The sequence below is a fragment of the Streptomyces adustus genome (genome assembly GCF_009377175.1).
Lineage (GTDB): Bacteria > Actinomycetota > Actinomycetes > Streptomycetales > Streptomycetaceae > Streptomyces > Streptomyces adustus.
Window position 1 is genome coordinate 1 of the sequence record NZ_VJZD01000066.1, and the last position, 14229, is coordinate 14229.

Annotated in this window: 10 protein-coding genes and 1 tRNA gene; 1 reads left to right on the forward strand and 10 read right to left on the reverse strand. The window is 70.3% G+C overall.

Annotation, left to right across the window (positions count from 1 at the left end; genetic code table 11):
• Positions 1 to 230: 230 nt before the first annotated feature.
• The 7 genes from rho to FNH09_RS18260 all read right to left on the reverse strand — a co-directional run bounded on the left by rho (position 231) and on the right by FNH09_RS18260 (position 9935).
• On the reverse strand, positions 231 to 2255 hold the full coding sequence (gene rho / locus FNH09_RS18230; RefSeq protein WP_162468749.1) for a transcription termination factor Rho: 2025 nt from the start codon (positions 2253 to 2255) through the stop codon (positions 231 to 233).
• Positions 2256 to 2672: 417 nt separating this feature from the next.
• A complete protein-coding gene (thrB, locus tag FNH09_RS18235) occupies positions 2673 to 3590 on the reverse strand; it encodes a homoserine kinase (protein WP_152889172.1) in 918 nt (305 codons plus the stop codon).
• A gap of 471 nt (positions 3591 to 4061) precedes the next feature.
• Positions 4062 to 5120 carry a threonine synthase gene (gene thrC / locus FNH09_RS18240; RefSeq protein ID WP_152889174.1) on the reverse strand — a complete coding sequence of 353 codons (1059 nt, stop codon included), beginning with the start codon at positions 5118 to 5120 and terminating at the stop codon, positions 4062 to 4064.
• A gap of 6 nt (positions 5121 to 5126) precedes the next feature.
• Positions 5127 to 6416: a homoserine dehydrogenase gene (locus FNH09_RS18245; RefSeq protein WP_152889228.1), complete on the reverse strand. Its 1290-nt coding sequence runs from the start codon at positions 6414 to 6416 to the stop codon at positions 5127 to 5129.
• 302 nt (positions 6417 to 6718) lie between these two features.
• On the reverse strand, positions 6719 to 8110 hold the full coding sequence (gene lysA, locus FNH09_RS18250; RefSeq protein ID WP_152889176.1) for a diaminopimelate decarboxylase: 1392 nt from the start codon (positions 8108 to 8110) through the stop codon (positions 6719 to 6721).
• A gap of 56 nt (positions 8111 to 8166) precedes the next feature.
• Positions 8167 to 9195: an ArgS-related anticodon-binding protein NrtL gene (nrtL, locus tag FNH09_RS18255; RefSeq protein ID WP_162468750.1), complete on the reverse strand. Its 1029-nt coding sequence runs from the start codon at positions 9193 to 9195 to the stop codon at positions 8167 to 8169.
• Between the two features lie 221 nt (positions 9196 to 9416).
• The gene (locus FNH09_RS18260; RefSeq protein ID WP_420802759.1) at positions 9417 to 9935 is read right to left on the reverse strand and encodes a response regulator; all 519 of its coding nucleotides are present in this window, start codon (positions 9933 to 9935) and stop codon (positions 9417 to 9419) included.
• Between the two features lie 122 nt (positions 9936 to 10057).
• On the opposite strand from FNH09_RS18260, the gene FNH09_RS18265 reads away from it, so the two are divergent.
• A tRNA-Arg gene (locus FNH09_RS18265) sits at positions 10058 to 10129 on the forward strand.
• A 1165-nt stretch (positions 10130 to 11294) separates the two neighbouring features.
• On the opposite strand, the gene FNH09_RS18270 is transcribed toward FNH09_RS18265, so the two are convergent.
• The 3 genes from FNH09_RS18270 to FNH09_RS18280 are packed head-to-tail and all read right to left on the reverse strand — an operon-like array spanning position 11295 to position 14172.
• The gene (locus tag FNH09_RS18270; RefSeq protein ID WP_162468751.1) at positions 11295 to 12668 is read right to left on the reverse strand and encodes a tyrosine-type recombinase/integrase; all 1374 of its coding nucleotides are present in this window, start codon (positions 12666 to 12668) and stop codon (positions 11295 to 11297) included.
• Positions 12665 to 12859, reverse strand: coding sequence for a helix-turn-helix transcriptional regulator (locus FNH09_RS18275; protein ID WP_152889179.1), 195 nt, complete (start codon positions 12857 to 12859; stop codon positions 12665 to 12667). The genes FNH09_RS18270 and FNH09_RS18275 overlap by 4 nt, the downstream gene beginning before the upstream one ends.
• Positions 12835 to 14172 carry a replication initiator gene (locus tag FNH09_RS18280; RefSeq protein ID WP_152889181.1) on the reverse strand — a complete coding sequence of 446 codons (1338 nt, stop codon included), beginning with the start codon at positions 14170 to 14172 and terminating at the stop codon, positions 12835 to 12837. Before FNH09_RS18280 ends, FNH09_RS18275 begins: the two co-directional genes overlap by 25 nt.
• Positions 14173 to 14229: the final 57 nt, after the last annotated feature.

Here is a 14229-nt window from a genome sequence, read left to right on the forward strand (position 1 = left end):
GGCCACGGGAGGGGCCGTACGGGCGCTACGGGGCCGGTCGTACGACGGGCAGCGCGTGACTCTGAGACTGGGGCTCCGGGCGTGAGGGCCGGGCGTCAGGGCCGAGCGTGAGGCCCGTGTACCGGCGCCCAGGCATGAGGCCCCGGAAGCAGGGCGGCCCCGGACAGCCCGAAGGGCCGCTCCCCGGTCGGGGAGCGGCCCTTCGTGTGTCACTGCCTGTCGCTACGACCTCAGTCGTTGTTGCCGGGCATCGGGGTCGTCTTCTGGATCTGGAGCAGGAACTCGGCGTTCGACTTCGTCTGCCGCATCTTGTCCAGGAGCAGTTCGATCGCCTGCTGCTGGTCGAGCGCGTGCAGCACCCGGCGCAGCTTCCAGACGATGGCCAGCTCGTCGCTGCCGAGCAGGATCTCTTCCTTGCGGGTACCGGACGCGTCGACGTCCACCGCGGGGAAGATGCGCTTGTCGGCGAGCTTGCGGTCGAGCTTGAGCTCGGCGTTGCCGGTGCCCTTGAACTCCTCGAAGATGACCTCGTCCATGCGCGAGCCGGTGTCGACCAGCGCGGTGGCCAGGATGGTCAGCGAGCCGCCGTCCTCGATGTTGCGCGCGGCACCGAAGAAGCGCTTCGGCGGGTAGAGCGCGGTCGAGTCGACACCACCGGACAGGATGCGGCCGGAGGCCGGGGCGGCGAGGTTGTACGCACGGCCCAGACGCGTGATCGAGTCGAGCAGGACGACGACGTCGTGGCCCAGCTCCACCAGACGCTTGGCGCGCTCGATGGCGAGCTCGGCGACCGTGGTGTGGTCCTCGGCCGGACGGTCGAAGGTCGAGGAGATGACCTCGCCCTTGACCGACCGCTGCATGTCGGTGACCTCTTCCGGACGCTCGTCGACCAGGACGACCATCAGGTGGCACTCGGGGTTGTTGTGCGTGATCGCGTTGGCGATCGCCTGCATGATCATGGTCTTGCCGGTCTTCGGCGGGGCCACGATCAGACCGCGCTGGCCCTTACCGATCGGCGCGACGAGGTCGATGATACGAGTCGTCAGCACACCGGGGTCGGTCTCCAGACGGAGCCGGTCCTGCGGGTACAGCGGCGTCAGCTTGTTGAACTCCGGCCGCCCGCGCCCGGAGTCGGGGGCCATGCCGTTGGTGGAGTCGAGACGGACCAGCGCGTTGAACTTCTCGCGGCGCTCGCCGTCCTTGGGCTGACGGACCGCACCGGTGACGTGGTCGCCCTTGCGCAGGCCGTTCTTGCGGACCTGGGCGAGGGAGACGTACACGTCGTTGGGGCCCGGCAGGTAGCCCGACGTACGGATGAAGGCGTAGTTGTCGAGGATGTCCAGGATGCCGGCGACCGGGATCAGGACGTCGTCGTCGGCGAGTTGCGGCTCCGCGGTGCCGATCTCGTCGCGGCCGCGACGGCCACGACGGTCGCGGTAACGGCCGCGACGGCCACGGCGTCCGCCGTCGAAGTCGTCGTCGTCCTGGGGGCCGTTGTCGCGCTGCGGGCCGTTGTCCCGCTGCTGACGGTCCTGACGGTCCTGGCGCTCCTGACGGTCCTGTCGACCGCCGCCCTGCTGCTGACCCTGCTGACGCTGCGGCTGACCGCCCTGCTGGTCTTCCTTGCCCCGGCGGTCACGGTCACGGCCGCGCTCACGGCGGTCGCGGCGGCGGCCCTCGGCACCGTCACCGGCGTCGCCCTGCGACTGCGCGGAGGTCTCGGACCTGGGCTCGCCCTTGGCCTCGGCGGCGATCGTCTCGGTGCCGCCCGTCGCCGGGCTGCCCGCGTCGGCGGTGGCACGCCGACGGCGGCGCTCGACGGCGGTGTCGTCGGCCGCGGGCTGGCCGGGGATCTCGATCTGCTGCTGGGCCACGGCCTTCTCGGCCTGGTCCGCGGAAGCCTCGGCCTTCTTCTCGGCGGGGGCATCGTCGCCCGTACGCGCCTTCGAGGTGGCCCGGCGCTTCGGCTTGGTCTCGGCGGCGGACTCGGCGGTCTTCGCCGGAGCGGCCTGAGAGGTACCCCCTGCCTGCGCCTCCTTGATGACCTCGATCAGCTGGCTCTTGCGCATACGCGCGGTGCCCCTGATGCCGAGGCCGGATGCGACCTGCTGCAGCTCTGCCAGCACCATGCCCTCGAGGCCGGTACCGCGGCGCCGCCGGGAGCCGGCACCGGCGGCAGGCGCGGAGGCGTCCGTGGCGGGCGCGGCAGCGGTCTCCTCGACACGTGCGCCCATCAGATCGGTGGTGTCGCTCACGAAGGGTCCTTCCCTGGAGCGGACGTCGGCCTGTCTGGCTCGGCGACCGGTTGTGCTGTCCGGCAGTGGTCCCGTCTGTGTGGACCGTGCCGGGGCGGTGGTCCGCCAAAGCGGCGGAAGAGGAATTTCTGGTGATGGCGCTTCCAGGAAGCCGTGGCACGGACTGTCTGTGTCTGTGTCACGCGGCGTGGTTGCGCCGATTCCGGAGCGTGCCCTGTTATCCGCTCAGCACCCGTGTACGGCGTACTGCCCAGATACGACGTACGGAACGCAGTGCGGCTTGGGGAGCTCCCGGAAGAATGTTGGTCCCGGACGGGGACACGAAGCACCTCGCCATGGTGGGGTCGGGTGCAGACTTGAGGTTAACACTACCGGATCCAACAAACATTCCCCCTCTCGAAATCCGGCAACCGTGTCTCAGGGCGCAAGCGGCAGCACGCTCGCTCCCTGGAGATCAAGGCTCAGCCGGTTCGCAGCCCAGCCGGTACCGGCCAGCTGCTCGACCTTGTCGGCGGTCCCCGCGTCGGCCAGCGCCATGACGGTGGGTCCTGCACCGGAGATGACGGCCGGAATGCCGTCTGCACGCAGTCGTTCCACCAGTGCGGCGCTCTCCGGCATGGCGGGTGCGCGGTACTCCTGGTGGAGGCGGTCCTCGGTGGCGGGCAGCAGCAGCTCGGGGCGCCGGGTGAGGGCCTCGACGAGCAGGGCGGCACGGCCCGCGTTGGTGGCGGCGTCGACGTGCGGGACGGTGCGCGGGAGCAGACCGCGCGCGGTGGCCGTCAGGACCGGCTTCCCGGGGACGAAAACCACCGGAACGACTGAATCGGCGGGCTTCATGCGGATGGCCCGCGCGGATCCCGACTCCATCCAGGAGAGCGTGAACCCGCCGAGCAGACAGGCCGCGACGTTGTCGGGGTGCCCCTCGATCTCGGTGGCGAGTTCGAGCAGCGCGGCGTCGTCCAACTTCGCCTCGCCGCCTATGGTCACGGCTCGCGCGGCCACGATGCCGGCGCAGATGGCGGCCGAGGAGGAACCCAGGCCGCGGCCGTGCGGGATGCGGTTGGCGCACACGATCTCCAGACCGCGCGGCTGCCCGCCCAACAGGTCGAACGCGGTGCGCAGGGACCGTACGAGAAGGTGGCTCTCGTCACGCGGGAGGGTCTCGCTGCCCTCACCCGCGATGTCGATGTGCAGCCCGGAGTCGGCCACCCGGACGACGACGTCGTCGTAGAGCCCCAGCGCGAGGCCGAGGGCGTCGAAGCCCGGCCCGAGATTGGCGCTGGTGGCGGGGACGCGCACCCGGACGGCGGCGGCGCGGAACGCTGGACCGGCCATCGCTCGATGAACTCCTTGAGCTGCGGGACTGTCGAATGACATTCGATGCGAACAATGCGATACGTACGTGAGGACCCTCGGGCCGAGTGGGCGGCGCGACGCCGTGCCGAATGCGGAGGCATATGCGGCGGGCGGGTTCACTACAGCCTATCGAAGGAAGGTTCTGCCGCGACATAGGGCGCACAGGAGGCGCACGATGCGTGTCGCAAGCCCCCTGTGCACCCCCGATGGGGTTGCCCCTCGCCGCGCCGCCCCGAGACGGTAGGACCGGGGCGATCTGGCCACCGGGCGCCCCCGGTTGCGCCGGGGCCGGCCCGGTTCCTCACCGGCCGCCCCCGAGGCGGTCGGAGCGACCGGATCCGGCCATCGGCCGTCGGCCACCCCGACTGCGCCGGGATCCGGCCGAGGCGACCGTCGGGCCGGCCGATCCGTTGGAACCGGCCGGTCCGAGACGTCGGTCGGGCAGGTCGGTCAGGCCAGTCCGAGGCGCTCGGCCGCCGTCGCCGCGTCGACCGGGACGGTGACCGGCTGCGGGGCACCCGCGACGGCCCAGTCCGGGTCCTTGAGGCCGTTCCCGGTGACCGTGCACACGATGGTCTGCCCCGGGTCGACCTTGCCCTGCTCGGCGGCCTTCAGCAGACCGGCCACCGACGCGGCGGACGCGGGCTCCACGAAGACACCCTCCTGCGCGGCCAACAGCCGGTAGGCGCGCAGGATCTCACGGTCCGTCACCTCGTCGATGGCGCCGCCGGACTCGTCCCGCGCGGCCAGCGCGAACTGCCAGGACGCGGGGTTGCCGATGCGGATCGCGGTCGCGATGGTCGACGGGTCCTTGACGACCTCGCCGCGCACGATCGGGGCGGAACCGGAGGCCTGGAACCCCCACATGCGCGGAGTCCGCTTGGCGATCCCGTCGGCCGCGTACTCGGTGTACCCCTTCCAGTACGCGGTGATGTTGCCCGCGTTGCCCACCGGAAGGACGTGGATGTCGGGGGCGTCGCCCAGCATGTCCACGATCTCGAAGGCGGCGGTCTTCTGTCCCTCGATGCGCACCGGGTTGACCGAATTGACCAGCGCCACCGGGTAGTTGTCGCTCAGCGACCGGGCCAGCGTGAGGCAGTCGTCGAAGTTGCCGTCGACCTGGAGGATCTTCGCGCCGTGGACGAGGGCCTGGCCCATCTTGCCGAGCGCGATCTTTCCCTGCGGGACGAGGACGGCCGACACCATCCCGGCCCGCACGGCGTACGCGGCCGCCGACGCGGACGTGTTGCCGGTGGAGGCGCAGATGACGGCCTTCGCGCCCTCCTCCTTGGCCTTGCTGATGGCCATGGTCATACCGCGGTCCTTGAAGGACCCGGTGGGGTTCGCGCCCTCCACCTTGAGGTGGACCTCGCAGCCCGTGCGCTCGGAGAGCACCTGCGCGGGCACGAGCGGCGTGCCGCCCTCGCGGAGCGTCACGACCGGCGTGGTGTCGGAGACCGGCAGCCGGTCCCGGTACTCCTCGATGATTCCGCGCCACTGGTGAGTCATTGCTCGTTACTCTCCTTCAACCCGCATGATGCTGGCGACACCCCGCACGGTGTCGAGCTTGCGCAGCGCCTCGACGGTCCCGCTCAGGGACGCGTCGGACGCGCGGTGGGTGACGACGACGAGGGAGGCCTCGCCGTCCTTTCCCTGCTGCCGAACGGTGTCGATCGACACCCCGTGCTCGGCGAACACGGTCGCCACCTGGGCGAGAACACCCGGCTTGTCGGCCACATCGAGGCTGATGTGGTAGCGCGTGACGACATCGCCCATGGGCGACACGGGCAGCGCGGCGTACGCCGACTCGCCGGGACCGGTGGCGCCGTTGAGCCGGTTGCGGCAGACGGCGACGAGGTCGCCGAGCACGGCGGAGGCGGTGGGCGAACCGCCGGCGCCGGGGCCGTAGAACATGAGCTGCCCCGCGGCGTCGGACTCGACGAACACGGCGTTGTAGGCGCCGCGCACGGAGGCCAGCGGGTGGCTCAGCGGGATCATCGCCGGATGCACGCGCGCGGTGACCGACCCGCCGTCGGCCGCGCGCTCGCAGATGGCGAGCAGCTTGATGGTGCAGCCGATCCGCTTGGCGGCGGCGAAGTCGGCGGCGGTGACCTCGGTCATGCCCTCGCGGTAGACGTCGTCGAGGCGCACGCGCGTGTGGAAGGAGATCCCGGCGAGGATGGCGGCCTTGGCGGCGGCGTCGAAGCCCTCGACGTCCGCGGTCGGGTCGGCCTCGGCGTAACCGAGGGCGGTGGCCTCGTCGAGGGCCTCCTGGTAGCCCGCCCCCGTGGAGTCCATCTTGTCGAGGATGAAGTTGGTGGTGCCGTTGACGATGCCGAGCACGCGGTTGACCTTGTCGCCGGCGAGGGACTCGCGCAGCGGCCGGATCAGCGGGATGGCGCCGGCGACGGCCGCCTCGTAGTAGAGGTCCGTGCCGTTGGCCTCCGCGGCCGCGTGCAGCGCGGCGCCGTCCTGGGCGAGCAGGGCCTTGTTGGCGGAGACCACGGACGCGCCGTGCTCGAAGGCGGTGACGATGAGGCCCCGAGCGGGCTCGATCCCCCCGATGACCTCGACCACCACGTCGATGTCGCCGCGTTTGACGAGGGCGGTGGCATCGGTGGTGACCAGGGCGGGGTCGATCCCCTCCCGGACCCTGGACGGGCGCCGTACGGCCACACCGGCGAGCTCCACGGGCGCACCGATGCGCGCGGCGAGGTCGTCGGCGTGCGTCGTCATGATGCGCGCCACCTCTGAGCCGACCACTCCACAGCCCAGCAGCGCCACCTTCAGCGGACGCGTACGCATCATCCGACCTCGTTTCCTTTTACCACTGCGGTCCGACCAGTCTCACTCACCGAACGGGACTTTCTGCCTCCGGTCCGGATCGTGAGACATCTATTTCATTTCTGTGGGGGCGGAAGACCGGAGATCTTCCGCCGTCCCGCTGTCCGGGAGCGGGCCCACCCGAATTCTTCCGGAGGCGGGCCCGACCGGCTTCCGGTTTACGGTTTCCCGGATCCCGTGTCCCGGTCTCCGGGGGGGGCAGGGAATCCAGGAGCCGGGCGTCCGGGGGCCCCGGGGTCCGGGCGTCCGAGGCGTCCGCTCGCTCAGCCGACGTCGAGGCGCAGCAGGTCCTCCTCCGTCTCGCGGCGCACGATGACCCGGGCCTCGCCGTCGCGCACGGCGACGACCGGCGGCCGGGTCACGTGGTTGTAGTTGCTCGCCATGGACCGGCAGTACGCACCGGTGGCGGGCACGGCGATGAGGTCGCCCGGCGCCAGGTCGGCGGGCAGGAACGCGTCCCTGACCACGATGTCCCCGCTCTCGCAGTGCTTGCCGACGACCCGGGCGAGCATCGGTTCGGCGTCGCTGGACCGGGAGACCAGGGCGACGCTGTACTCGGCGTCGTACAGCGCGGTGCGGATGTTGTCGGACATGCCGCCGTCGACCGAGACGTACGTACGCAGCCCGTCCAGCGGCTTGATGGTGCCGACCTCGTACAGCGTGAAGGCGGTCGGGCCGACGACGGCGCGGCCGGGCTCGACCGAGATGCGCGGGGTGCGCAGCTTCGCGGCCTCGCACTCACGGGTGACGATCTCCGTCAGCGCCTTGGCGATCTCGTGCGGCTCCCGCGGATCGTCGTCACTGGTGTAGGCGATACCGAGCCCGCCACCGAGGTCGATCTCGGGCAGCTCGACCCCGTGCTCGTCACGGACGCTGCGCAGCAGCGACACGACCCGGTGGGCGGCGACCTCGAACCCGGACATGTCGAAGATCTGGGACCCGATGTGGCTGTGGATGCCGATGAGCTCAAGACCGTCGAGCTGGAGGGCCCGGCGCACGGCCTCCGCGGCCTGCCCGCCGGCCAGCGGGATGCCGAACTTCTGGTCCTCGTGCGCGGTGGCGATGAACTCGTGGGTGTGCGCCTCCACGCCGACGGTGATACGGATCTGCACCCGCTGCCGCTTGCCGAGCGACTGGGCGATGTGGGCGACCCGGACGATCTCCTGGAAGGAGTCGAGCACGATCCGCCCGACCCCGGCGGTCACGGCCCGCTCGATCTCCTCGGCCGACTTGTTGTTCCCGTGGAAGGCGATGCGCTCGGCGGGCATGCCCGCGGACAGCGCGGTCGTGAGCTCGCCGCCGGAGCACACGTCGAGGTTGAGCCCCTCCTCGTGCAGCCAGCGCACGACGGCACGGGACAGGAAGGCCTTGCCGGCGTAGAAGACGTCGGCGTCCGGGCCGAACGCGGTCCGCCAGGCGCGTGCGCGGGCGCGGAAGTCGGCCTCGTCCATGACGTAGGCGGGAGTGCCGAACTCCTCGGCGAGCCGCTTGACGTCGACACCGCCGACGGTCGCGACGCCGTGCTCGTCACGGGTGACGGTCTGCGCCCAGACCTTGGGGTCGAGGGCGTTGAGGTCGGCGGGCGGGGCGGAGTAGTGCCCCTCGGGGAGGACGTCGGCGTAACGGGGCCCGGCGGGGTGTGCGGAACGGCTCATGGCTGGAGGACTCTCTCTGGCTCTCTCTGGCTCTCCGGGGCGCCCTCGGGGCGTCCTCAGAGGTGGTCGGGTGCGTCGATGCCGAGCAGGGACAGGCCACCGGCCAGCACCGTCCCGGCGGCTTCGGCGAGAGCGAGCCGGGCACGGTGGGCGGCCGAGGGTTTCTCGTCGCCGACGGGCAGAACGGCGGACAGGAAGGGCAGCGTGGCGTCGGCAAGCCCGAGCAGATGACGGGCGACCCGCGAGGGCCCGCCGCCCAGCTCCGCTGTCGTTGCCCCTGTCGTCGTCGTTGCCGCTGCCGCTGCCGCTGCCGCTGCCGCGAGGACACGGGGATGGTCGGCGAGCACGGCGAGGACCGCGGGGTGGGCCTCCGTGTCGCCGACCGGGCCGGGCTCGGGGCCGAAGCCCAGATCGGCGCCGTTGCGCATCAGGGCCCGGGTGCGGGCGTGGGCGTACCGGACACGGAAGAGCGGGTTGCCCTCCCGCTGGACCAGATGGTCCGCGGAGATCCGGGGCCGGTCGTGCGGCGCGGGATGCAGCAGGGCCCAGCGGGCGGCGTCGCGGCCGAGCGGAGTGGGGTCCTCCGGGGCGGGCACGGGCCGCAGATCGGCGGGCTCGCCGTGCTCGACCTCGACCCGCCCGCCCTGGGAGCCGACGATCCGTACGAGCGCGTCGGCGACGGCCTCGGCACGGACCTCGTACGGAATACGAAGACGGACGACCCGACCCGCGAGCGCGTCGGAGTGCCCGTACCCCGCCCCTTCCCGCAGGATCCGCCGTACGAGCGCGACGGAGGCCGCGTCCCGGTCGAGACTGATGTTGAGGAACCCCGGCCCGGTGATGTCGACGGCGGTGACACCGGCCGAACGGGCGAGGTAGGGCTGGAGCACCTCGGCGACCCGCCGGGGCGGGCATCCTGCCGGGCGGGCCAACTGGAGGGCGATGTTGGTGGCGTAGTCACCGCACCCACCGGGCCCGGGCACGGTCACCAGGGCCTTCTCGGGCACGGCCACACTCAGCCGACCGTCGTCGACAGCGCTGCACACCGCGCGCAGCACGGTACGGGAGAGCTCGACGGGGGTCACGGGACAAGCCTAGGGGAGGAGGGGGGTGGAAATGCGAGCCGATTAGGACGACCGTCCGGGATGTGGACGCCAAGGCGAAAACGGACCGATCAGTCCCGGCGAACGAACCGCCCAGTCCCGGCGAACGAACCGCCTAGTCCCGGCGAACGAACCGCCTAGTCCCGGCGAACGAACCGATCAATCCCACTAAGGAAACCGATCAGTCCCGGCGAAGGGATCGATCAGCCGCCGCCGGCCCGCTCGGCGGCCTCCCCGACACTGAGAACACCCCGAAGGGAGCCCTGTCCGCCACCCTCGACGACGCTGCTGCCCCCGCCCTCGACCAGCCCCCGCACGAGCCGAACCAGTTCCGCGGGCTCGAAGGGCTTGGCGAGGAAGGCGTCCACCCCGACATCGAGCCCGGCCTCGACCTCGAACTGCGTACAGGCGCTGACGATGGCAAGAGGAAGACCCCGCGTCCGCGGATCGGCCCGCAACCGGGCGGCGGTCCTGAGCCCATCGAGCCGGGGCATCACGACATCGAGGGTGACCACGTCGGGCCGCACCTGATGAACGACTTCCAGACACTCGGCACCATCGGCCGCGGTCACGACCTCGAGACCCTCCAGCTCGAGATTGACCCTGATCAGCTGCCGGATGACCTTGTTGTCGTCCACAACAAGCACCCGGCCCGAAGTGCCTGGCACAACTCGAGAGTAGGTCCGGACCGGCCACCGCGTCCGGCTTTTCCCCACTTCCACCCCACCCGGGTCACGACCTGCGGACCGGCCCCCGACACCCCCGACAAAACCCGTTCCTGACCACCCAGGCCGAGCTGGTAGTGTTCTACCCGTCGCCGCGAGCAACACCTCACGACGAACACGCCCCCGTAGCTCAGGGGATAGAGCAACGGCCTCCGGAGCCGTGTGCGCAGGTTCGAATCCTGCCGGGGGCACTTCGCATGAAGTGCCCAAAGACCCCGTCACCAGCGGAAACGCTGAGGATGGGGTCTTCGCGTTTGTGCAGGCGTATGCGGCTCAGAGCGGGCGTATGTCGGGGTCTGTGGACGAGGTGTGGACGGGATCTTGGCACATCACTGCAGGTCACTGTCGGATTCCAGAGACGGCCGCCGAAGGCGACCTCCCCGGCATCGTGCCGCGCTCGGCTGCTTAGATCGTCGGCATGACGGACTGGTCTCGGCTCCACCACGCCTACGGCACGGCAAGAAGGTCTTTGTGCTGGTAACGCGGCTGGGGAGACTCTCGGTGCCCGCAACAGTGGTGTTGCCCGGTTGAAATGGCCTTAGACGTCAGTGCATGTCGTGCCCAATGACCACGCCAGGACCCTCAGCTAAGCCATCCCAGCTAGCGATCCGAAGCGGCACGGTCACCGACGAGCCTAGCGAGATGAACACCCCGCTGGTGGAGCCGCCAAAGCCCTTCTCAGCACGGGCCGCCTTTGCAGCGTCCCGCAGCAGAGCTTCCAGCCGCTGTGACTGCACGGCTATGTCCCCGTCGTGCATCTCCGTCAGCAGTCGCGTCGTAACCAGGACGCGGTCCGAGCCATGCCCACAAGGTTGGGAGAGCCGCATTGGAACCGGTTGGGTGGCGCCCCTGTCAAGTGCGCGGGCCAAAAATGCGACCCCGTCTCCATCGCGCATGGCGCGAGCTAGCGCGGCTGTCGACGAGTTGCGGAACTTCAAATACGCCAGGCCAGCAAGGAAGCCAACAGCCATCCCGATGCTGGCGGGGGCACCTTCCGGGTTAGCCGCTCCTGATGCCCTGGCTATTAGGACTGCGAGACCGCCGCCAGTGGCGGTGCATGACGCAAGGTAGAACAGGATCCGGAACACGCTTCTCCCCCAGCATCGAGCGACTGACGACAGTATGACGACCACGGGTCTCTTCGTGGCATGTGGTGGCGAGGCGTGTGCGGACCTTTGAAGTTTCAGCGCCTCGGTCGGCCAATGCCGTACGTTTCAGTGAGAGCAGTTGCTGGGGTGTTGCGCAGTTGGAGACGGTCTTCGATGGACCGGCAGCGCTCCTGACGATTGAGACGGCCCAGGAACAGCGAAGCCCCTGGACGAGACTCCAGGGGCTTCGATCTCTGGGCAGGCCGTGTCACTCGTATTCGCGAAGTAAGTCTTCGATGCGCCGGTTGGCGACGTCCTGCCGTCCGTCAAGGCACTTCGCGTAGCGGGTCAGCAGGACCTCCACGCTGTTGCCGGCACGCTCGGCCACCTCGGTTGGGTCGACACCGGCGTTGAGCCACGTCGACAGCGCCGAGTGCCGGAGGTCGTAGGGCCGACTCGCGAGGGGCGAAGCCGCGGCGGCTGGCGGGAGCGCCAGAAGCCTAGCCTCCTGCCATACGCGGTAATAGGTCGAGGACGGGACAACCGAACCCTTCTCACTGAAGAAGAGCCGCCCGTCGTCCGCCGTGCCGAACGTGGCCAGGTGCTCGCGGAGTGCGGCAACGAGGTGGGGCGGGATCGGCACCCGTCTGACGTCTTCAACGGGCCGGTTCTTCAGGCCGCGGTCGTCGTGGGTCTCCCCCGAGTCGGTCCACTGCTTGCCGACCGACGGACGCGTCCGATGGAGCAGCGCCGACCCCCAGCCCTGTTCGGGGAGGTTCAGGTCCGTCTCGACCAGGCCGACTGCTTCAGCCGGCCGGAGACCGCCGAAGTACATGGCGGCGAAGAGACCCACCAGGCGCCGACCGCGGGCCCGCCGGTAGCCGCCCACGTAGGAAACGGCAGCCAGGAGATTGCGAGCCTGCTCGGGGTTCGCGACAACCCGAGGGTCGACCTGGTTGGAGACCTTCGGTTTCTGCCAGCGGACGGCCGTGATCGGGTTTTCGCGCAGCTCCCCCAAGTCGACCGCGTAGTTGGCAGCGTTGACGAGAGTCCGCCGCTTACGCCGCACGGTCTCGGCGGCCGCGGCCGTACCGTCGAGCTTGAGCTTCAGCGAGTCCAGCACGGCACGCGCTGTAGCCGGTTCAGCGAGATCGGCGAGCGGCCGAGAGGCCTTCGACACCCAGTGAAGGACGTTCCGCACGTCGTCCGGGACGTCGCGGTCATCAGGCCCCGGCAGGACGAAGGCCCAGTTGCGGAGCGCCTGGCGGATCGCTTGATCGGACGGCCGTCCAGCCCGCTCGTCGAGGAGCTCCACGGTCACGCTGGTGAGCGATTCGTTGACGCCGTCACGCGTGTTGGGGGCGGCATGTGGCCACTTCATGGCGAGGTACCTGAGGGCGAAGTCGTACCAGGACACAGCCGACTTCTTCTCTTCCATCGACTCCGGCAGCCCGGACGCCTGGTCGAACTCCTCGCCGTCGCGCATCGCCCGCATGAGCTTCGCGCGGTAGTGATCGGCCAGTGCCTTCGTGCGGAAGGAGTCGGAAAAGACGTTGCCCGCCACGGACCATCGGACTCCGTACGAGGGCGTCTTCGTATCGCGCTTCCGAACGGCCCAGACCTTCACGTCGAGAGACTTCACGCCGCGGCCTCCAGCTCTCGCAGCCACGTGGTGAAGTCACTCCGCCACACGCGGAGCTCCCCGTTGGGCAGCTTGAATGCAGCCGGCCCGTACCCCAACTCGCGCCAGCGATAGAACGTCCGGCGAGAGACCCCACCCAGCTCATCCAAGACTTGGCGAACGGTCATCAGCTCGTCGCGACGGGCGTCCATGTCGGTTCTCCTTCCGTACCGGGAGCGGGTTCGAGGGACGCGGACAGCCAGGCTTCGGCAGCAGAGAGGCCGGTTCCGGCGAACGCCCAGTGCGCGAGGACGTACGTCGTCTCCGGCTCACGCTCGGGCAGCACGGCAGCCGCTTGAGCTCGGCGCCAGTCGGCGCGGGCGGTGCGGAGGACGCCGAGGGTGGTGGAGTAGCGGCGGGACTTGGTGGAGAAGTGGCCGCGGAAGCCGAGCATGTGGGCCCAGGCGCGTAAGCGGAGGTGGTCCAGGTCCTTGCGGGCGCCGAGGGTCCAGGCAGTTCGGATCAGGCGGCGGGCGTGTTCGGTGAGCCGGGCTTGGGCCAGCTCGGCGAGGAACTTGAGCGGGCGGTCGAGTGTGCCGGTCGTGGTCTCGGCGCCCTTGGTGGCGTACTTCGCGATGTACGACGCGACGGCGCGCTCGGTGAGCTCCTGACCGCCGTCGAAGTCGGCGGAGCGGATCGAGCGGACGTCGAGCTGTCGGCCGAAGACGAACGAGTGCCGACGGCCGTCGACGTCCGGCCCCTCGACACGGGCAGCGGTCGCTGCGGCGCGGATCGCGTCGGTCAGCAGCTCGGCGGACGCCCACGGCGGGGGCGGGGTGTCGCCGCCTTCCGGTCCGTCGAGGCGGATGACCGCGTGGAAGTGGACCGCGCCGCGCTTCTGGTACTCGGCGACCTTGGCGAAGGAGACGCGTGCATGGTCGCGGAAGGCCCGCTGGGTGAGGCCGGCGCGCTTGGCGACTTCCCTGCGGAGGTAGATCGAGAAGCGGCGCCAGAGTGCGCCCGCGTGTGCGTTCCAGAGGACGGCGGCTTCGTAGTCGTACGAGTCGGGAGTGAGCGGTGATCCCAGGGCCGGGTCCTGGTCGTCGTGGTGGATGCCGCAGCGGCAGGCGCGACCAGCTGCGGGGCGGTTGTGGACGGGGCCGAAGCCAGGTGCGGTGAAGGTGGCGAAGACGCGCGGGTGGGTGGCGACCTGGTCCGAGGTGCCTTTACCGCCGCGGAGTCCGGCGGTGATCAGGTGGAAGGTGTCTCGGCGGTAGGTCTCGGCGCAGGCCGGGCAGCGGGTCGCTCGTCGGTTGTTGCAGCGGACCAGGAGGTTGCCGGCCGGGAGGGTGGTGGAGTCGAGGTGGTGCAGGGCGGGGCCGATCTCGCCGGTCGCGGTGTCGACCGCGTATTCCGTGCGGTGGCCGTCGAGGCGGACGGGGCGGGTGCAGCCGCCCAGGGTGGAGAGTTGGCGGGCCAGCTCGGGCAGAGCGCCTATGGAAGCCAGCGTGGAGAGTTCCGCCAGTGGGGGCGGAGTCTGCCGGGTGATGATGATGGTTCCTTTCGGCTGTTTCGGCGGTGG

Bases quoted from the DNA above. Each gene is read 5' to 3' on its own strand.
- thrB (WP_152889172.1), bottom strand. From the start codon at position 3,590: ATGGCCGGTCCAGCGTTCCGCGCCGCCGCCGTCCGGGTGCGCGTCCCC.
- thrC (WP_152889174.1), bottom strand. From the start codon at position 5,120: ATGACTCACCAGTGGCGCGGAATCATCGAGGAGTACCGGGACCGGCTG.
- FNH09_RS18245 (WP_152889228.1), bottom strand. From the start codon at position 6,416: ATGCGTACGCGTCCGCTGAAGGTGGCGCTGCTGGGCTGTGGAGTGGTC.
- lysA (WP_152889176.1), bottom strand. From the start codon at position 8,110: ATGAGCCGTTCCGCACACCCCGCCGGGCCCCGTTACGCCGACGTCCTC.
- FNH09_RS18275 (WP_152889179.1), bottom strand. From the start codon at position 12,859: ATGGACGCCCGTCGCGACGAGCTGATGACCGTTCGCCAAGTCTTGGAT.